15 protein-coding genes and 2 tRNA genes are annotated in these 18500 nt (G+C 65.3%); 6 read left to right on the top strand and 11 right to left on the bottom strand.

The window, feature by feature from the left end; genetic code table 11:
- Window positions 1–29 precede the first annotated feature (29 nt).
- Complete coding sequence (locus SARO_RS06780) at window positions 30–1043, bottom strand: polyprenyl synthetase family protein (RefSeq protein WP_011445011.1); 1014 nt, start codon at window positions 1041–1043, stop codon at window positions 30–32.
- A gap of 90 nt (window positions 1044–1133) precedes the next feature.
- Between SARO_RS06780 and SARO_RS06775 the strand changes: the two genes are divergently transcribed.
- Entirely contained in the window at window positions 1134–1424 is a 291-nt protein-coding gene (locus SARO_RS06775; RefSeq protein ID WP_011445010.1) for a chorismate mutase, read from the top strand.
- 33 nt (window positions 1425–1457) lie between these two features.
- Here SARO_RS06775 and SARO_RS06770 read toward each other — a convergent pair whose 3' ends face one another.
- Complete coding sequence (locus SARO_RS06770) at window positions 1458–1925, bottom strand: Lrp/AsnC family transcriptional regulator (protein WP_011445009.1); 468 nt, start codon at window positions 1923–1925, stop codon at window positions 1458–1460.
- A 248-nt stretch (window positions 1926–2173) separates the two neighbouring features.
- Here SARO_RS06770 and SARO_RS06765 point away from each other — a divergent pair, with 248 nt between their 5' ends.
- The 4 genes from SARO_RS06765 (at window position 2174) to SARO_RS06750 (ending at window position 7148) form a co-directional block, all read left to right on the top strand.
- On the top strand, window positions 2174–3979 hold the full coding sequence (locus SARO_RS06765; protein WP_011445008.1) for a histidine kinase dimerization/phospho-acceptor domain-containing protein: 1806 nt from the start codon (window positions 2174–2176) through the stop codon (window positions 3977–3979).
- Between the two features lie 35 nt (window positions 3980–4014).
- Window positions 4015–4992, top strand: a complete 978-nt coding sequence (locus SARO_RS06760) for a polysaccharide deacetylase family protein (protein ID WP_049759494.1) — start codon at window positions 4015–4017, stop codon at window positions 4990–4992.
- Window positions 4993–5059: 67 nt separating this feature from the next.
- Window positions 5060–5135, top strand: a tRNA-Ile gene (locus tag SARO_RS06755).
- A gap of 135 nt (window positions 5136–5270) precedes the next feature.
- Complete coding sequence (locus tag SARO_RS06750; RefSeq protein ID WP_011445006.1) at window positions 5271–7148, top strand: ABC-F family ATP-binding cassette domain-containing protein; 1878 nt, start codon at window positions 5271–5273, stop codon at window positions 7146–7148.
- Window positions 7149–7170: 22 nt separating this feature from the next.
- On the opposite strand, the gene SARO_RS06745 is transcribed toward SARO_RS06750, so the two are convergent.
- Complete coding sequence (locus SARO_RS06745) at window positions 7171–9480, bottom strand: xanthine dehydrogenase family protein molybdopterin-binding subunit (protein WP_011445005.1); 2310 nt, start codon at window positions 9478–9480, stop codon at window positions 7171–7173.
- A complete protein-coding gene (locus tag SARO_RS06740) occupies window positions 9477–10004 on the bottom strand; it encodes a (2Fe-2S)-binding protein (RefSeq protein WP_011445004.1) in 528 nt (175 codons plus the stop codon). The genes SARO_RS06745 and SARO_RS06740 overlap by 4 nt, the downstream gene beginning before the upstream one ends.
- A 380-nt stretch (window positions 10005–10384) precedes the next feature.
- On the opposite strand from SARO_RS06740, the gene SARO_RS06735 reads away from it, so the two are divergent.
- Window positions 10385–11116 carry a CPBP family intramembrane glutamic endopeptidase gene (locus SARO_RS06735; RefSeq protein WP_049759334.1) on the top strand — a complete coding sequence of 244 codons (732 nt, stop codon included), beginning with the start codon at window positions 10385–10387 and terminating at the stop codon, window positions 11114–11116.
- A 28-nt stretch (window positions 11117–11144) separates the two neighbouring features.
- Here the strand turns inward: SARO_RS06735 and SARO_RS20175 are convergent, their stop codons facing one another.
- From SARO_RS20175 to SARO_RS06700, 7 genes are all read right to left on the bottom strand, one after another.
- Window positions 11145–13208 (bottom strand): hypothetical protein, encoded by a 2064-nt coding sequence (locus SARO_RS20175; RefSeq protein WP_011445002.1) that lies wholly within the window; start codon window positions 13206–13208, stop codon window positions 11145–11147.
- Between the two features lie 290 nt (window positions 13209–13498).
- Window positions 13499–13574 (bottom strand) — tRNA-Thr (locus SARO_RS06725).
- Window positions 13575–13662: 88 nt separating this feature from the next.
- Window positions 13663–14943 (bottom strand): adenosylmethionine--8-amino-7-oxononanoate transaminase, encoded by a 1281-nt coding sequence (locus SARO_RS06720; protein ID WP_041550207.1) that lies wholly within the window; start codon window positions 14941–14943, stop codon window positions 13663–13665.
- A gap of 55 nt (window positions 14944–14998) precedes the next feature.
- Window positions 14999–15541, bottom strand: coding sequence for a 2'-5' RNA ligase family protein (locus SARO_RS06715; RefSeq protein WP_041550206.1), 543 nt, complete (start codon window positions 15539–15541; stop codon window positions 14999–15001).
- Between the two features lie 230 nt (window positions 15542–15771).
- Window positions 15772–16749, bottom strand: a complete 978-nt coding sequence (gene mltG, locus SARO_RS06710; RefSeq protein WP_011444999.1) for an endolytic transglycosylase MltG — start codon at window positions 16747–16749, stop codon at window positions 15772–15774.
- 10 nt (window positions 16750–16759) lie between these two features.
- Window positions 16760–18022, bottom strand: coding sequence for a beta-ketoacyl-ACP synthase II (gene fabF / locus SARO_RS06705; RefSeq protein WP_011444998.1), 1263 nt, complete (start codon window positions 18020–18022; stop codon window positions 16760–16762).
- A gap of 131 nt (window positions 18023–18153) precedes the next feature.
- Window positions 18154–18390 carry an acyl carrier protein gene (locus SARO_RS06700; protein WP_011444997.1) on the bottom strand — a complete coding sequence of 79 codons (237 nt, stop codon included), beginning with the start codon at window positions 18388–18390 and terminating at the stop codon, window positions 18154–18156.
- Between the last annotated feature and the right edge of the window lie 110 nt (window positions 18391–18500).

Below are 18500 nucleotides of genomic sequence, written 5' to 3'. Positions count from 1 at the left end.
GGGTCCAACCTATCTGTTCGAGGGGGGCTTCAGAATCTCCGGGCGACGGCGAACTCGGCCGCTTCCGTCATTGCCGCCTTCGCCGCACTTGCCGGGAAGCCCGAGATCGCGTCGATGGCGCGCTGCGCATACATCCGGGCGCGTTCGCGCGTCGCATGGACCGCATCGTGCCGCCGGATAAGGGAAATGGCATGGGCCAGGTCCGCGTCGGAGGAACGCTCTCCCGCGATGGCCTGCTGCCAGAACCCGCGTTCTTCCTCGTCGCCGCGGGCGTAGGCGAGGATCACCGGGAGCGTCATCTTGCCCTCGCGGAAATCGTCGCCCTGGTCCTTGCCCATTTCGGCGGCATCGGAATCGTAGTCGATGGCATCGTCGGCAAGCTGGAAGGCAATGCCGAGATTGCGGCCATAGGCATCGAGCGCGAGTTCGTCGGCATCGGGCCGCTCGGCGACGACGGCCGCGATGCGGCAGGCGGCCGAAAACAGCGCGGCAGTCTTGGCGGCAATGATATCGAGGTACATTTCCTCGGTCGTGTCGATCTGGCGCTGGGCGACGAGCTGGTCGACCTCCCCTTCGGAGATGACCGCCGATGCGTTCGACAGGATGCGCAGGACCTTGAGCGAGCCGTCCTCGACCATGAGTTCGAAGCTGCGGCTGAACAGGAAGTCGCCGACAAGGACCGTCGCCGGGTTGCCGTAGACGATATTCGCGGTCTTCTTGCCGCGACGCATGTCGGAGCCATCGACGACGTCGTCATGCAGGAGCGTTGCGGTGTGGATGAATTCGACTGCCGCCGCGAGCTTGTAATGGCGGCTGCCGCCGTAGCCCAGCAGCGCCGCGCTCGCCAGCGTGAGCATGGGGCGCATCCGCTTGCCACCGCCGGCGATGAGGTGACCCGCCAGCGTCGGAATCAACGGGATGCGCGACTGCATCCTGTCGAGAATCACGGCGTTGACGCTGTTCATGCCTTCAGCCACCAGCGCCATCATCGGCGCAAGCGAGGGTTCCGCCTTTCGCGGCAGGGTATGGATGGTCGCGGTCATCGTGGCTGACCGCTTGGCCGCAAGGGCGGCGCTTGGCAAGACGCAAGTTGCACGTTAGCGCGCGGTTCGACCAAATGACGGGGTAAGGGAATGAGCGAAGATCCGGTGCTGGCGTCCTACCGCCAGTCGATCGACAACATCGACGCGGCGATGATCCACATCCTCGCCGAGCGCTTTCGCATCACGCAGGCCGTCGGCGCCTACAAGGCCGAGAACAAGCTTCCCGCCTCCGACCCCGGCCGCGAGGAACGCCAGATCGCCCGCCTGCGCAAGCTGGCCGAGGACGCCAAGCTCGACCCGGAATTTTCCGAGAAGTTCCTGCGCTTCGTCATCCAGGAAGTGATCCGTCACCACGAACGCGCGGCAAGTTCGACGGACTGAGGCAGGAGAGGCGAAAGTCCATTCGGACTTCCGTCAGTCTTCCAAAGGCACCCCAGGCACCTGCTTGGCCGTGCGAATCGTCAGCGAGGTCTTCACGCTTGCCACGTTGGGGGCCGGCGTAAGCTTGCTCGTCAGGAATTCCTGGAAGCTTTGCAGGTCCTTGCTGACGATCTTGAGGATGAAATCGATCTCGCCGTTCAGCATGTGACACTCTCGCACTTCGGGCAGCGTGCGCATGTGATCCTCGAACTGGCGGAGCGATTCCTCGGCCTGGCTCTTGAGGCTGACAAGCGCGAAGACAGTGATCGCGAATCCGAGCTTCGAGGCATCGAGTTCGGCATGGTAGCCCTTGATGACGCCCGCATCCTCGAGCGCGCGGACACGGCGCAGGCACGGCGGCGCGGTGAGCCCCACGCGCTGTGCGAGTTCCACGTTGGTTACCCGCCCTTCTGCCTGTAGTTCGGCGAGAAGCCGCCGGTCGATACCGTCCAAGGTTGCCATGCCTTCAATTCGTCCGTTTCACCTTCGCCCGTCGTAGCGTTCAGAAAGAAGCATGTCTGGCAACTTTCCGCACAAAATCGATGATCGGGCGATAATTTTATTGTGTCATATCGCAATCGTCCCACATTGCAACGCAGTGGATAGCAAGCTTTTGCGCTTGGCCACGATTTGTTAGCCTTCGATGCGCTAAGCCGTTCGCAAGGCACCATAAGCCTTGCCTTTGCCCTGCTCTCTCACGCGGAGTCCTGATGATCGTCGACGACCGCCTCGAAACCGTGCTGCGTACGAACGTGGCCGGAAAGACGGCGGCGCGTACGCAGCTGCGCCAGCTTGTCGACCTGCTTGGCGCGGTGCCGCTTTCGGAATGGACCGCAAGGCACGCAGCGGCATTGCAGCGTGTCGAATCACTGGCGGCGATGCTCGACGACGAAGGTAGCGCAGCCGTTTTGCGGTCGGTCCGTCACCGTTCGGCGGTACTGGTCTATCATTTTGCGCAAGGCGGGCCGCGCACCGCATCTGCGGCGATCGCAGCGGCCGATCTGCCCGACGAGGACTGGCTGGCCCTGATCCCGCGGCTGCCAACGCAGGCGCGCGGTTTCCTGCGGCATCGTTCGGATCTTGGCGAGGACGTGCGCAAGCTGCTCTCCCGGCTGGGGGTCAACGATTTCCTGCTGCCCCGCCCGGATGTGGCGGAAGACATCGCGGAGATTGCCCTGCCGGACGAGGACTCCTCCTTGCCCCCGGTTGCGCCGGAGACAGAGTTGACTGCGCCGGAACCGAACACTCCCGAACCCGCCGTGGTTGCGGCGGGAAGCCTGCCCGAAGATGGCATCGGGGCAATCGTGCGGCGCATCGAAGCCTTCCGCCGCCGGCGCGAGGAACGCCAGAGCGCGCCGGTTGCGCCAGGCACGACCGGCCTTGCGCCGCGGCTGCCCTTCGACGAGGAACGCGCCGCCGCGCGCAGGCAGGCAGCGATGGTCGACCTGCGTACCGATGCCGCCGGAATCGTCGTCCAGGCAGGCATCGATCCGGCAGGCATGCTGATCGGCAGCACGGTGTTTTCCGCTGCCTCCGACGCGCCCGTCCGCTGCGACGAGGCCATGGCACGAGCATTTCGCAGGCGCCAGCCGGTCAGCGCTGGCCGCATCGAGATCGAGGGCGCCGAGGATGTTGCCGGATCGTGGCAGGCGGATGGAACGCCTTGCTTCGCGCGCTCGGGCGGACAGTTCACGGGATACCTGCTGCGCCTGCGCAGGCCGCTCGCGCTGGTCGACGGCAAGGCGACAGAGGCAAGCGAACGCGCTTCCGAGGCGGACCGGCTTCGCCAGTTGCTGCACGAGCTGCGCACGCCGATCAACGCCATCCAGGGTTTTGCCGAAGTCATCCAGCAACAGGTCTTCGGGGCGACACCCCACCAGTACCGTGCAATGGCCGCCAGCATCGCGGCCGACGCCGCAGTGATGCTCGCCGGGTTCGAGGAAGTCGAAAGACTGGTCAAGCTGGAAAGCCGCGCACTGGAGATGGAGGGCGGCCACTCCGACGCCAGCGCCATTCTAGCGCGGCTGGTCGAGCAGGTTTCGCCGGTCCTGTCTGCCCGCAACGTCCGGCTGACCGTGGCCATGCCGCCCCACGCCGTCGACGTCGGCATGGCCGAGGACGAGCTTGAGCGCTCGATCTGGAGAGTGCTTTCGGTGATCGCGGCCAGCGTGGCTCCGGCGGAGCGACTATCGCTGGGCCTCGAGGCCGACGGCGCCACTAGAGAAATGTGGTTTACCCTGCCCGCATCGCTGCAGGCGCAGGACGACACCGCCCTGTTCGCACCCGAGGCGAGCGCCAGCGGGGGATCGTTTGCGGCATCGGCCATGCTTGGCAACGGATTTGCGCTGCGCCTGGCGCGGGCGGAGTTCGAGGCAAGCGGCGGAGCATTGCGGCGCGAAGGCAACCGCATCCTTGTGGAACTCCCGCGCTTGACCGGGGTTGACGCCGATCATACCCCGGGAACCGCGCGGGCATCGGGGCCGTCCGGGGAGGCCGGCAGGTTCGCGCGGGGGTGAACGTGGACACCGGCAATCGACCTTCGATCCTGCGCATGCCCGCGCAAGAAGACTTCGTCCGCTTCAAGCCCGGTTTCGGCACCCGCTTCCTGCTGACCGTCGATACCGAAGAGGAGTTCGACTGGAGCAAGCCACTCGACCGGACGAGCCACGGGCTTCACCACGTACCGCGCCTCGCCAAATTCCAGCAGTTCTGCGAAGGCGTGGGCGTCGTGCCGGTCTATCTCGTCGACTTCCCGGTCGCCAGCGATCCGCGCGCGGCAGATATCCTGCGCGATGCGGTCCATGCCGGAAAGGCTGAAATCGGCGTGCAACTGCACCCCTGGGTGAGCCCGCCGCACGACGAGGACGTCAATGTCCACAACAGCTTCGCGGGCAATCTTGCCCCTGAACTGGAACGCGCCAAGTTCCGCAAGCTGCGCGACACGATCGAGCAGGCGTTCGGCGTCGGGCCGCTGATCTATCGCGCGGGGCGCTATGGCGTGGGGCCGGCGACGGCTTCGATCCTGTCCGACTGCGCGATCGCGATCGACACCTCGGTCCGCTCGCGCTTCGACTACAGTTCGGCCGGCGGCCCGAATTTTCGGGAATATCCCTTGCGCCCGTGGTGGATCGACAAGCGCAACGGCCTGATGGAAATGCCGCTGACCACCGTATTCTCGGGACTTTTACGGCAGCAGGGACAGACGATCTATCCCGCGCTGTGGCGTGTGCCTCGCCTTCGCGGCGCGCTCGCCCGGATCGGGATGCTGGAACGCATTCCCCTTACCCCGGAAGGCGTGACCCTGGACGAGGCGATCAAGGGAATCGACATGGCGCTGGACGACGGGCTGGAGATGCTGGTCTTCTCCTTTCACAGCCCGTCGCTTTGCCCCGGGCATACTCCCTACGTGCGCGACGAGTCCGACCTTGACCTGTTCTATGCATGGTGGCGTGGCGTCCTGACCTACATGCAGCAGCGGAACGTCAAGCCGACCTGCGTGCGCGAGATCATGGAAGCGGCGGAAATCTGACGCTTCAACCCGCCTTGCCAATCCGGCGGTGCCCTTGTACCGGCATGCGCGCGGGGCCGTTCGTGATGGGCCTGTAGCTCAGCGGTTAGAGCTGGCCGCTCATAACGGCTAGGTCGCGGGTTCGAATCCTGCCGGGCCCACCATCACCCCGCTTCCCCCCTTTTTCCGGCTCGTCCATCGGACCGCCATGCGTCCCGCATCGAACGGCAGCGAGGGCTTTTCACAAGCCGGCTCGAAAAGTTGCACAATCTTGCGCTCGCCATGCTAGGCGCGCCGCCATGCTAACGATCAACGGCATTACCGTGCGCCTTGGCGGGCGCGACATCATTTCACGCGCTTCGGTGGCGGTGCCTCCGCGCGCCCGCGTCGGCCTCGTCGGTCGCAACGGCGCCGGCAAATCCACGCTGGTCAAGGCGATCATCGGCGAGATCGAACCTGACGAGGGCGCAGTCGAGATGCCCCGCCGTACGCGGCTCGGCTACCTCGCGCAGGAAGCCCCGGCGGGTGATTCGACGCCGTTCGAAACCGTGCTGTCGGCCGACAGGGAGCGGACCGAGCTTCTTGCGGAAGCCGAGACCTGCACCGATCCGGATCGCTTGGGCGACGTGCACGAGCGCCTGCTCGCCATCGACGCATACAGCGCCCCCGCCCGCGCCGCCCGTATCCTCATCGGCCTTGGCTTCGACGAAGACATGCAGGCGCGCCCGCTCGACAGCTTTTCCGGCGGCTGGCGGATGCGCGTGGCGCTGGCGTCGCTGCTGTTCTCGGCGCCGGACGTTCTCCTGCTCGACGAACCGTCGAACCACCTCGACCTCGAAGCGACGCTCTGGCTCGAGAACTTCCTCAAGGCCTACCCGGGCACGCTGCTGCTGATCAGCCACGAGCGCGACCTGCTCAACAACGTGACCGACCACATCGTCCATCTCCATGCGGGCAAGCTAACGCTCTATCCCGGCGGCTACGACAGCTTCGAGCGCCAGCGCAACGAACGGCTCGCCCAGCAGGCCGCCGCCCGCGCCGCGCAGGAAGCGCAGGCCGACCGGCTGAAGGACTACATTGCCCGCAACAGCGCCCGCGCCTCGACCGCCAAGCAGGCCCAGTCGCGCGCCAAGATGCTGGCGAAGATGCAGCCGATCGCGGCGGTCGTGGAAGATCCGTCGCTCAGCTTCGACTTCCCCGATCCCGAGGAACTGCGCCCACCGCTCATCACCCTCGACCTCGCCTCGGTCGGCTATGCGCCGGGCAAGCCGGTACTGCAGCGGCTCAACCTGCGCATCGATCCGGACGACCGCATTGCGCTGCTCGGCCGCAACGGCAACGGCAAGACCACGCTGGCCCGCCTGCTCGCCGCCCAGCTCGCACCGATGGACGGGGCGATGACGGCAACGTCGAAGATGCAGGTCGGCTACTTCACCCAGTACCAGGTGGAGGAAATCGCGGGCGGAGCGACGCCGCTCGAACTGATGACGCGCGCGATGGAGGGCAAGACTCCCGCCGCCATCCGCGCACAGCTCGGCCGCTTCGGCTTCTCTGGCAATCGCGCGACAGCCGAAGTCGGCACGCTTTCGGGCGGGGAGCGCGCGCGGCTTGCACTGGCGCTGGTCACGCGCGACGCACCGCACCTGCTCGTGCTCGACGAACCGACCAACCACCTCGACATCGACGCGCGCGAAGCGCTGGTCCAGGCGCTCAACGCCTACAAGGGCGCGGTCATCCTCATCAGCCACGACCGCCACATGGCCGAACTGGTGGCAGACCGGCTCGTGCTGGTCGATGGCGGCACGGCCCGCCCCTACGACGGCAGCATCGAGGACTACATCGACTTCATCCTGGGCCGGAACCAGCCCAAGGCGGACGGTGCGGGCGAGGCCAGGGAAAAGGGCGCGGCGCAGGATCGCAAGGCCCGCGCCCTCGCCCGCGAGGAATTGCGTGCGCTCAGGAAGAAGCAGACCGAAGCCGAAACCCGCGTCGGCAAGCTCCAGTCGGAAATCGCGCAGATCGACCGCGCGATGTTCGAACCTTCCAGCGCCCCGCCCGCGCTCGCCAAGCTGACGATGGGCGACCTTGCCCACCGTCGCGGCAAGCTGGCGAAGGAGTTGGAAGAGGCCGAAATGCTGTGGCTGGAAGCCGGCGAGGCGCTCGAAGCGGCGGGCTGATCCCCGCCGCTTCGGCGCTCCGTCAGGAGAGCGCCACCTTCACGTAGTCTGGCCGCAGGGGCAGTCGGCGTACCGGCTTTCCGGTGGCGTCCATCACAGCCGCCGCGATGGCAGGCGCCGCCAGCGCATTGGCGCTTTCCGAACCCTGGCCATAGTTGCCGACGGCAGGGTTTGTCTCGAAGAAGATCCGCAGCTCCGGCATCTCGGCCATGGTCAGGATGGGATAGCCAGACCAATCGGCGGAAGTGATCGCACCTTCGTCGAACGCGACTTCCTCGTGCAGGGCCTGGCTCACGCCCATCAGGCAACCGGCCTGGATCTGGCGGCGCAGTTGCAGCGGGTTGATGACGATGCCGACGTCGGCAACCATCGTCATCCGCTCGACCTTCACCTCGCCGCTGTCTGGCGTGACGGATACGTGGGCGGCACAGGCCCAGTAGCCATTGTCGCGCAGCATGATCGATACGCCCTGCCCTTTGACCGCACCCTTGCCCGATGCCTTCGCGCCCGGGGCTGGAGACGGTCGCGCCTGCCAACCGGACTCCTTGCGCAGCCGCTCGAGAATGGCGGTGAAGCGCGGATCGGTGACATGGTCGAGCCGGAACTGCAGCGGATCCTTCCCCGCAAGCATCGCCGCCTCGCTGATCGCCAGCTCGCGCGGGAAGTTCTGCTGGAACTGGATCGGCGTGCGCATCGAATGGTCGCGCAGGCCCACCGCAATCGGAGATTCCCGCTGGCCGACCTGCCAGGTGCCGAGCCCCTTCTCGCGCACGGCGCCGACCTTGCCGTAGACCCATGTGTCCTGGACATCGGTCACGCCGTTCTGGAAACCGTCGCGCGTTTCGGCCGAAGGCGCTTCAAGGACCGGCAACCCCGCCAGCAGCGCGCCGATCAGGCGATCGTCCTGCATCGGAGGCACACGGTGTTCGGCGGAATAGCCCTCGATCCGTCCATCCGCGCCGAGCGCGATGCGAATGTCGGAAAGACCGGCGGACGACTGCGTCGACCACTGCATGTCGTCGTGGCGCATCCACTGCACGCGCACGGGCCGCCCCAGTTCGCGCGAAAGCAGCACCGCCTCGTCCTCGCTGCCCGCACTGCCGCCATTCGAACGGCCATAATGGCCGGATCCTGGATAGGTCCGCACCACGACCTTGTCCTGCCCCGTGCCCAGCATCTTAGCGATCATCCGTCGCAGGTGCTGCGGGTTCTGCGAAAGCGTGTGCAGGGTAACCGAACCGTCGGGACGGTAGTCTGCCAGCGTGACCATCGGGCTGATCGGCGCGTGCTTGTGATAGGGCAGGAAGTACGCGGCTTGGTGCACCCTGGCTCCGGTAACGGCGGCCGGATCGCCCTTGTTGGCGGCGCCGTCGCGCACCGGGAAGCTCTTCCAGTCGGCCTTGTCGCGCATGTGGTCGCGCAAGCCATCATGGCCGGGCAGGCCCTTCCACGCGGTCCACGTCGTGTCTGCGGCAACCGCCTGCGCGGCCTGAACGGCCTCCCACTCTTCGGGCGAGACGACCGCCAGGAGATTGCCGATCCGCACCAGGCGCGCGCCCGGGAACTGCGCAGTATCGAGCGTGCCGGGCTTATCCAGCGTCGACCCCAGCGTCTCGGGATGGATCACACGCGCGTGGAGCATGCCGGGCAGCTTGACGTCACCCACCCATACCGCCTCGCCGGAGATCTTGGGACCCGTCATCGGGTTCGGCACCGGCTTGCCGACGATGGTGTAATCGGCCACCGGCTTCATCGGCGGCTCGCCCTTCACCGTGAGGCCCATCGGGCTGGTAAGGTCGCCCTCGACCGGGATCGTCAGCGTAAGCGACTGCCCGCGCACCAGCTCGCCATAGGTCACGGACTTGCCGTCACCCGAAATGCGGCCATCGGCGACCGAAAGCTTGTCCCGTCCGACACCGAGCTTCTTCGCGGCCAGCTCCAGCGCGGCCTCGCGCATGAACGCGGCGACCTTGCGCAGGTTCTGCGAGTATCCGAGCAGCCAGAATGTGCCGCCGCCGTCGGGCGTGCGGTCGGTATCGCCGGAAACGACCGTGGTCATCGCCGCGATCGGCATCGACAGTTCTTCGGCCACGATCTGGCGATAAGCGGTGTAGATGCTGCTCTGGCCGAAGTCGCACTTGCCAGTGCGGATCAGCACGGTGTTGTCGGCGTTGATCTCGATCCAGTTGGCGGGGATTGCCGGGTCGCTCGATCCGCTTGCCGCGCGGGCGCCGCTGGCCGGCAGGCCGAGCGCGACGACCAACGCGCCCCCGGCACCGACAAAGGCCCGGCGGCTGAGCGTCGCGCCGTGGATGGAAAGGGCTCCGCTCACTTCGCACCTCCTTCGGCCATGAGCCGCGCGGCGCGATGGGCGCCTTCCAGGATCGCGGCGTAGCTGCCGCAGCGGCACAGGTGGGGCGAAGGGCCGGAAGTGGTCAGCGCCTCCTTGATATCGCCATCGGTGGGCTTGGGGTTGGCCTCGAGCAGTTCGGTAATCTTGATCATCATGCCGAACTGGCAGATCCCGCACTGCGGCACCTGCTCCGCGATCCAGGCTTCCTGCACCGGATGGAGCTTGCCGGCCGCCTGCTCCGCCGAAAGCCCGCGCTGTGCGGCCCAGCGTGCGGGGAGGCCATCGACCGTAGTCACTTCCTTGCCCTCGATGGCGGCAACCGGGGTCACGCAGGCCCGCGTCTCCTCGCCGTCGACCAGCACCGAGCAGGCCCCGCACTGCGCCATGCCGCACCCGAACTTCGGGGTCATCACGCCCAGCTCGTTGCGCAGGACGTAGAGCAGCGGCGTATCGGAACCCGACTTGACCTCTCGCTCCGCACCGTTGACCCTGAGCTTCGTCATGTCCGTCTCCCCGGCGTGCGCCGACAATCTGCCCGCACCCTATTCCAGACGCCAGATAGCGCCGCTCCAGGCCTGAGACCACCAATGATTGCAGGCAGTTGACCAGCCAGCCGAATCAGCGCGATCCGCAACGTGACGTTGCGATCTTCGATGTCACAGGAAGCTGGAAAGGTCCGCCTCAAGTGAGCACGCCGGCGTCGTGCCCGGAATACATGCCTTCGGAACGAAAAGACAGAATCACACTGCCAAAGAAATGCCCTCGAAGGTCGATCGGAACAGCACTTCTGCCGATGACACCTGCTCGACTGTAGTCGCGAGACGAAATCCGCGCTACAACGCCTCCGATGGGGGACCGCTACTTCACTGTTTCACCTTGGCAGATGGCAGTGGCTTTCATCGCCCTGTTTACAGTCTACCAGTCGGCAGAGGGAATCGGAGCCCTGGTTCTGGACAGCAGCGCTGCACAGGGAGCGCTCATGCTGGCCGCCCTTCTGCTCGCGTGGCCGATAGGTCGATGGCTTTTGCGGGCGAAAGGCTACGCTGCCTATGGCTTGGCATGGCAACCTCGCGTCCCGATCTGGATCGTGGCGGGCATTCTACTCTCCATCATCGGGAAGGCTGTCGCGATCTTCGTCGGCCTGCGGATTGGTGCCTACAGCCCCGGCCACGAAGCACCGACAGGGCTGACCGTTGGCGGCGTTGCCTTCACCCTCCTCGCCACGTTCGTAGCTTCGACAACGGAAGACATCATTACACGTGGCTTTTGGTGGCGAGTCCAGCCGATCGCGGCAACCGCAGCGCGGTTCGTGATCGCGTCCGCCCTGATCTACGTCCTCAACCACGTTTTCCGGTTGGGCAATGGCCCTGCGGAATGGTTCATGCTCGCTTGCCTTGGCGTAACCTATGCCATTGCACTCGCTCGCACCGCCTCGCTTTGGGCTGCCGTGGGCCTGCATTGGGGATGGAATCTTGCCAACGGCCTCGTTGACGGATTGGTGTCACTCGACGCCAACACCGCGATAACCCCGTATCTCTCCGGGGTCACCAATCTGGTTCTGGCTGTAATCGTGCTCGTCTCGCCGATCTGGAAGGCCAACGGTTCTACCGACTGAATTGGACCCATGCATGCGCAGGCCGCACTCATAGGAAAACGAAGTCGTCGGCAGTCAGATTGCCCGTAAAGCCAACGAGAACGACGGCGTCAGCCCCCGCGTGAATGACTGTGCTGGCGACATCGTTGAACGTCGTGACCTCGAACACAAGGTCGCTGAACGCCGTGACGCCCGCAACGCCGACGAAGTGAATGACGTCGTGCTGGTCCTGGCTGAAGTCATGGATGCGATTTTGTGCCCCGACAGTCTGGCCGAGTGCCGCATTGTCCCTGAAAACGAATGTGTCACTCCCTCCGTGGGCCGTGTCGGACATGACCTGGGCGTCGCCCCACATGTCATTGATCACCGCGCCGCCAGCCGTTGCTGCCCCGGCATGAAGGATGTCGCCACCGCCCCTGGCGAAATCGTGCATTTCTTCGCCCTCGCCCAGCAGAAGATTGGTGACCGTGCCGGTGCCGCTGTTGTTTCCGCCCGCCAGCACGTCGTCACCGCCTTGCGTGGCGTTGAACATCTGGCTCGCGTCGCCTCGGATATTGTTGACCAGTTCGGTGCCGCCGCTCATGTCGCCCCCGGCAAGGTGATCTCTGCCGCCGATGACAACGCCGGCCATGCGGAAGGCATCTCCGAACAGATCATTGAGAAGGTAGCTGCCGCTGCTCATGTTGCCGCCGGTCAACCGATCGTTGCCTCCCGCGCCGGAGGCATACATCTCGAGGAAGTCTCCGACGAGGCCGTTGCGAACATCCCCCACGCCGCTGTTGGCGCCACCCGTCAGGTGGTCATCCCCGCCATTGGCACCGCCGCCGGCGTCGGCATTGCGCGCGTCGCCGTAGAGGGTGTTTGAAACACTGCCGCTGCCGCTATTGCTGCCGCCCGTCAGAACATCCTTGCCTGCATGGGCGGTACCGGAAATCCGATATGCGTCGCCATAAAGCGTATTGGTGACGGAACCATCGCCGAAAACGCTACCCCCGGTCAGGTTGTCCGCACCACCTTTGGCGTCGGCTGTCATTCCTCCCGATCCGTCATCGCTGCCGGCCGCGTCACCGAAGAGAATGTTCTCGATCGTGCCTACACCGCTGAGGTTCCCACCGGTCAGGACATCGTCGCCCCCCTTGGCGGAACCGCCCATGCCGTATGCGTCGCCAACCAGGGTATTGGTGACGTCCCCTCTATAGCCGACGCCGCCGCCAGTCAGGACATCATTGCCACCCTTGGCGAAGTCCGAGAGCGAATAGGCATCGCCATAGAGTGTGTTGGTGGCAGGGTAATTGCGCTCGCCCCCGCCGCCGGTCAGGGTATCGTCGCCGCCACTGGCTCGGCCGGACATATCGTGCGCATCGCCGAAGAGGGTATTGGTGACAAACCCGTAGCGCCCTTCGTCGCCCCCAACCAGGGTGTCATTGCCACCCTTGGCATAGCCGGACAGGCTGAACGCATCGCCATAAAGGGTATTTTCGATATCCCCCCGATTTGTCATGCCGCCGATCAGAACGTCTTCACCGCCCTTGGTATGGCCGGACATGGAATATGCATCGCCATAGAGGACATTGACCGCTCCCGCATAAGAGGCGTCGCCGCCCGTCAGGATATCGTTCCCGCCCTTGGCGTTGAGGGTCAAGTCATAGGCATCGCCGTACAGGAAATTGAAGGTCGTCGCGCCCGCCCGCCCCGAAGCGGCGCCGCCCGTCAGGGTATCGTCTCCGCCCTTGGCGGTGTCGCTCATGCTGTATGCGTCGCCGTAAAGGTCGTTGGTGACAGTCGCACCGCGGACGGCTTCGCCACCGGCAAGGGTGTCATTACCGCCCTTGGCGCTACCGAAGATGCCATAGGCATCGCCGCAGAGGAGATTGACGGCGATGCTTTCGCTTCCGAAGGCGCCGCCGCCCGTCAGGAGATCTTCTCCCCCTCGGGCCGAAGATGCAATGTTGCGCCAATCGCCAATGAGCGTGTTGTAGACGCTGCTGCCGCTGAACGTCGCATTGCCGCCGATCAGCGTGTCGCTGCCCCCCTTGCCGCGAGTGACCGTCGTGCCCCCATCGCCGAAAAATGGCGGATTGTCGGCATCATCGATCCCAATGAAAATGCTCATAACGCCTCCTGATGATCACCAGGCCGAACGACGCAAAGCATACCATGTGGCGCCCCCCCTAATTCCTACTATTCGGAGGTACGGTCCAGCCCTACGCCGGCGCGATCTCGCTTCACGAAGCCGGACACCTCGAAGACCGTCGGATTTGGGAATGATGCGTCGCGGCCCGATGACGGTGGCGCAGACCTGCTCGCGATCGCGCCGTTCCAGCAGGCAAAACCAACGCTTCAAGGCTAACGCCCTTCAGTAGGAAGCCGATGATTTTGCTTGGGAAAGCACCTTAAAGAAGGTGGTGCCGCTTAGGTGACTCGAACACCTGACCCCATCATTACGAATGATGTGCTCTACCGACTGAGCTAAAGCGGCGTGCCTTGTGGGCAGGGGGGCCGTTTAGCCACGGTTAGGAGGCTCGGCAACCCTTTTTCGCGGGGGGCGCGGTAAAGTTTTGCGCCGGTCAGACGTGGGTTTCGCGGCTCCATTCGGTGACTGCTTCAACCATTGCGCTGGTGATCCTCGCAAGGTCTTCCTCACCCGTCACCAGCGGGGGCGTAGTGTAGAGAATATCGCGGAACGGGCGCAGCCACACGCCGCGGTCGATGCAGGCCGCGGAGAGGCGGTCGGCGGGGGCGGTTCGGTCAAGCTGGATCACGCCGATGGCGCCGCGCACGCGCACGTCGCGCACGCCCGGCAGGCCGCGCAATACCTCCAGCGCCTGCTCGAGCCCGCGTCCGATGGCCTGCGCCTGCTCCAGCCTGGGCTCGCTCTCGAAGAGGTCGAGCGAGGCATTGGCCGCGGCGCAGCCCAGCGCATTCCCCATGTAGGTCGGCCCGTGCATCAGCGCATGCATCGGATCGTCAGAGAGGAATGCGTCGTAGATGCGCCCGCTGGCGATGGTGGCGGCGAGCGGCAGGTTGCCCCCGGTCAGCGCCTTGGACAATGTCACGATATCCGGCTGCACGCCCGCGATCTGACAGGCGAACATCGCATCGCCCAGCCTGCCAAGGCCGACGAAGATCTCGTCGAAGATCAGCAGAAGCTCATGCTCATCCGCGAGCCGCCGCAGCGCCTGGAGCGTAAACGGGTCATGGAACACCATCCCCCCTGCCCCCTGCACCAAGGGCTCGACCACGATCCCGGCGAGTTCCCCGCGATGCTGCTCGATCAAGGCGCCAAGCGCCGCTTCGCCTTCCGCATCCCTTGGCAGGTCGACCACCACCTGTTCCAGCAGCGCACCACGGAACAGGCTGTGCATGCCCTCGTCAGGGTCGCACACGCTCATCGTGGCAAAGGTGTCTCCATGGTAACCGCCACGGAAGCACAGGAACTTCACGCGCCGGTGCCCTTGGTTGAGCCAGAACTGCGCCGCCATCTTCATCGCAACCTCGACTGCGACAGACCCGGAATCGCTGAAGAACACATGATCGAGGTCGCCCGGCAGCATTCCTGCAAGCCGCCGCGCAAGGGTATAGGCCTGTTCGTGCGCCAGCCCGCCCAGCATGACGTGCGGCAGGGTTTCAAGCTGGCGCCGGATCGCCTCCTCGATGTGCGGGTGACGATAGCCGTGAACCGTGGCCCACCAGCTCGAAATGCCGTCGACCAGTTCGCGCCCGTCCGCGAGGCGAAGCTTCACCCCTTCGGCTGAAGCCACCGGCAGCGGCGGGCGTGCCGTCTTCATCTGGGTATAGGGAAGCCAGACGTGGTCGCGCCCCGTCGAATACCACTGCGGATCGCTCATCGTCCTGTCCCTCGCGCACTGTGCCACCCGCCGATGCCCGCATGGCCTCCAGCAATCAAGAGCCCACGCGAACCTTCCCGCGAAAGGCCCAACCACCAGCCGGCGTCCACGGCCCGCCCGCGTAGTGGTGCAACGCAAGCCCGGTGAAGGCGAAGGACTGCCGGGCAATCTCGCCCGACAGGCGCTGCTGCAAGGCAATTGCATCGGCCCGTGCCACCTTGTTCTGGACCGTCACGTGCAGGCGGGGCGCATGGCTGTCCTGCGCGGTGAGCATACCGTGGAAATGATCCGCGATCCGCTCGCGCAGCGCCAGCATGCCCGGGCTCTCCAGTCGCAGTGCCGTGCCTCCACCAAGGTCCATGATGCCGACCAGGCGCGCCTCGACCGGAGCATGGCCGGCTGCGAGGCCTGACAGCAACGCGCGCGCCTCTTCAAGCAGCACCACGGGCAGCGCATGGAAAAGCGTGACGTGCGCCTGGAGGAAATTGCGTTCAGGCGGAAAATGCGCGGCGCGCAGGGCGCTGGCCCATCGCTGGATCGGTGGCGGAAGCTCGGCCGTCACGATCAGGGGGGCGGAAGGGATTGCTGCGTGGCTCACGCCTCCCTGCTGGGCGCGAAGCGGATGCAATGCAATGGGGCCCAAGGGGAAGCGGGAACACTCGGCAAAGTCGTGGCGACGAGCAGGCGCAAGACGCTTCGGCACAGCCGCAGTGTTCCCCGGATTCCGGGCGGAGCAAGCTCCGGCCCCAGTGCCTCCGCCAGTAGGGATACGCGGGGTTTGGTTAAGAAACAGGAAATTCCCCGCCGGAATGGCGGAATTCGCGGGAATCAGATCTCGCCGCGAGCCTTGCGGATGGCGAACCACTTGGCAACATTGGCATTGTGTTCCTGCAGCGTGCTCGCGAAAACGTGCCCGCCGGTACCGTCGGCCACCATGAACAGCGCATCGGTCTCCGCCGGGTCGAGCACCGCCGCGATGGAATCGCGCCCCGGATTGGTGATCGGGCCCTTGGGCAGGCCGATCATCGTATAGGTGTTGTAGCCGTTCACCGCCTGGATCTCGGACTGGCGGATGCGGCGGCCGAGCGGCTTGCCCCCGGTGATCGGATAGATGATCGTCGGGTCGGCCTGAAGCAGCATGCGCTGGCGCAGGCGATTGGAGTAGAGGCCGGCAACCATGCGCCGCTCCTCGGGCTTGCCCGTTTCCTTCTCGACGATCGATGCCAGCACCAGCGCCTCCTGCGGCGTCTTGGCGACCGTGCGCGGCGATCGCTTTGCCCAGAGTTCGGCCAGGGTCTTGTCCATTGCCGCCTGCATCCGCTTGACCACGGCGGCGCGGCTTTCACCCTTCTGCCAGTCGTAGCTGTCGGGCAGCACCGAACCTTCCTCGGGCACCGCGACATCGCCGGTCAGGCCATCCACGGCGCGCAGACGCTCGGCCACCATGATCGACGGCATGCCTTCGGGGATGGTGATCAGGCGGCGGATGACCTTGTCGCCCTTGAGGATTTCAAGGATCGTAGCTTCGCTCGCGCGCTTGGGGATCAGGAACGAACCGGTCTTGATTTCGGTGCCGCCGCCCAGCAGCCGTGCGCGCAGCTTGAACAGCGTGGCCGAACCGATGGCGCCCTGCGCCTCCAGATCGTCCGAAAGCGCGCTCAGCCCCTCGCCTTCGCCCACGTCGAATTCGAGCTGCTTTTCCAGCGGGCCAGACGAGAACCAGCCGCCGACGAGCCACGCCGCCACGACCAGCACGACAAGGGCCGCCGCCAGCAGCGGCAATCTGGATCGGCGGCGGCGGGCCATCTTGCCTGCCTCAGTCTTCGACCGCCTTGACGATCACACTGGCATTGGTGCCGCCAAAGCCGAACGAATTGTTCAGCGCCGCGCGCACCTTGCGGGGCTTGGCCTTGAGCGGGACGAGGTCCACGCCTTCGGTGCCTTCGTCCGGATTGTGCAGGTTGAGCGTCGGCGGCACGATCTGGTCGCGGATCGCCAGGATGCAGAAGATCGTCTCGACCGCGCCGGCACCGCCAAGAAGGTGGCCAATGGCAGACTTGGTACTGCTCATCGAAGCGCCGGAAAGGTCGTCGCCCAGCACGCGCTTCACGGCCGCCAGCTCGATCGTGTCGGCCATGGTCGAGGTGCCGTGGGCATTGACGTAATCGATGTCGCCGGCCGAAAGACCTGCCTTGCGCAGCGCCATGCGCATCGCCAGTTCCGCGCCCTTGCCTTCAGGATGCGGCGCCGTGACGTGGTAAGCGTCGCCCGACAGGCCATAACCGACGACTTCGGCATAGATCTTCGCGCCGCGCGCCTTGGCGTGCTCGTATTCCTCGAGCACCACAACGCCCGCGCCCTCGCCCATGACGAAGCCGTCGCGGTCCTTGTCGTAGGGCCGGCTCGCCTCGGTCGGGCGGTCGTTGTAGCTGCAGTTCAGCGCGCGGGCCTGGGCGAAGCCGGCAACGCCCAGCGGGTTGATCGTGCTCTCGGCGCCGCCGGCCAGCATGACGTCGGCATCTCCGTCCTTGATCATGCGCGCGGCGTCGCCGATCGAGTGTGCGCCGGTCGAGCAGGCGGTGACGACCGCATGGTTCGGCCCCATCAGGCCGTACTTGATCGAGACCTGACCGGAAATCAGGTTGATCAGGCGACCATGGACGAAGTGCGGCGAAACACGGCCGGGGCCCTTTTCGTGCAGGATGATCGATTCGCTCTCGATTCCCGGCAGGCCGCCGATGCCCGAACCGATCGAGCAGCCGGTGCGCATCTTGAGATCGTCGTCCATGTCGGCGAGCCCTGCGTCTTCGAGCGCCTGCCCTGCGGCATCGATGCCGAAGACGATGAAGGGATCGACCTGGCGCTGGATCTTGTGGTCCACGCGCTTGCCGGCATCGAAACCATACTCGTGGTCGGCCGGCTTCACCTCACAGGCGATCTTGCACTTCTGGTCCGTGGTGTCGAACTTGGTGATGAGCCCCGCGCCGCTCTTGCCGGCAAGCAGGTTCTTCCACACTGTTTCAACGTCCGCACCCAGCGGGGTGACCAGTCCAAGTCCGGTTACGACGACACGACGCATTGAATTCTCCGGGAAATATGCAAACAGGCCCAGCCCCTGCATGAGGGCTGAGCCTGCCGAAGTCCTCCCCTGCGGCCCATCACGGACAGCAGCCCTTCGACAAGCTCAGGGCGAAACGGGGAAGTGGGCGATCAGCCCTTGTTTTCGTCGATGTACTTGATCGCGTCCGAAACGGTCGAGATCTTCTCGGCCGCATCGTCGGGGATCTCGACGCCAAATTCTTCTTCGAAGGCCATGACCAGCTCGACGATGTCGAGCGAGTCAGCGCCCAGATCGTCGATGAAGCTGGCTTCTTCGGTGACCTTGTCAGCCTCGACGCCGAGGTGCTCGACAACGATCTTCTTAACGCGGTCGGCGGTATCGCTCATGAAATGCCCCTTCGAAGGAAAGCGTTGGTTGTCTGTTCGGGTTTCGCCCTAATGAACGCAAAGGGCGCTGGCAAGAGGCGCGCTGTGGATCACCTTGCCGTGTACCCTGG

The sequence above is a fragment of the Novosphingobium aromaticivorans DSM 12444 genome (genome assembly GCF_000013325.1).
Classification (GTDB): Bacteria; Pseudomonadota; Alphaproteobacteria; order Sphingomonadales; family Sphingomonadaceae; genus Novosphingobium; species Novosphingobium aromaticivorans.
Note: the sequence above shows the minus strand (reverse complement) of the source record. Positions and strands in the feature narration are given on the sequence as shown.

What these genes read in the sequence shown, in the direction of transcription:
- SARO_RS20175 (WP_011445002.1), bottom strand. Translation starts at nt 13,208, where the DNA reads ATGAGCATTTTCATTGGGATCGATGATGCCGACAATCCGCCATTTTTC.
- mltG (WP_011444999.1), bottom strand. Translation starts at nt 16,749, where the DNA reads ATGGCCCGCCGCCGCCGATCCAGATTGCCGCTGCTGGCGGCGGCCCTT.
- SARO_RS06735 (WP_049759334.1), top strand. Translation starts at nt 10,385, where the DNA reads ATGGCAGTGGCTTTCATCGCCCTGTTTACAGTCTACCAGTCGGCAGAG.
- SARO_RS06720 (WP_041550207.1), bottom strand. Translation starts at nt 14,943, where the DNA reads ATGAGCGATCCGCAGTGGTATTCGACGGGGCGCGACCACGTCTGGCTT.
- SARO_RS06740 (WP_011445004.1), bottom strand. Translation starts at nt 10,004, where the DNA reads ATGACGAAGCTCAGGGTCAACGGTGCGGAGCGAGAGGTCAAGTCGGGT.
- SARO_RS06750 (WP_011445006.1), top strand. Translation starts at nt 5,271, where the DNA reads ATGCTAACGATCAACGGCATTACCGTGCGCCTTGGCGGGCGCGACATC.
- SARO_RS06775 (WP_011445010.1), top strand. Translation starts at nt 1,134, where the DNA reads ATGAGCGAAGATCCGGTGCTGGCGTCCTACCGCCAGTCGATCGACAAC.
- fabF (WP_011444998.1), bottom strand. Translation starts at nt 18,022, where the DNA reads ATGCGTCGTGTCGTCGTAACCGGACTTGGACTGGTCACCCCGCTGGGT.
- SARO_RS06770 (WP_011445009.1), bottom strand. Translation starts at nt 1,925, where the DNA reads ATGGCAACCTTGGACGGTATCGACCGGCGGCTTCTCGCCGAACTACAG.
- SARO_RS06700 (WP_011444997.1), bottom strand. Translation starts at nt 18,390, where the DNA reads ATGAGCGATACCGCCGACCGCGTTAAGAAGATCGTTGTCGAGCACCTC.
- SARO_RS06780 (WP_011445011.1), bottom strand. Translation starts at nt 1,043, where the DNA reads ATGACCGCGACCATCCATACCCTGCCGCGAAAGGCGGAACCCTCGCTT.
- SARO_RS06765 (WP_011445008.1), top strand. Translation starts at nt 2,174, where the DNA reads ATGATCGTCGACGACCGCCTCGAAACCGTGCTGCGTACGAACGTGGCC.
- SARO_RS06760 (WP_049759494.1), top strand. Translation starts at nt 4,015, where the DNA reads ATGCCCGCGCAAGAAGACTTCGTCCGCTTCAAGCCCGGTTTCGGCACC.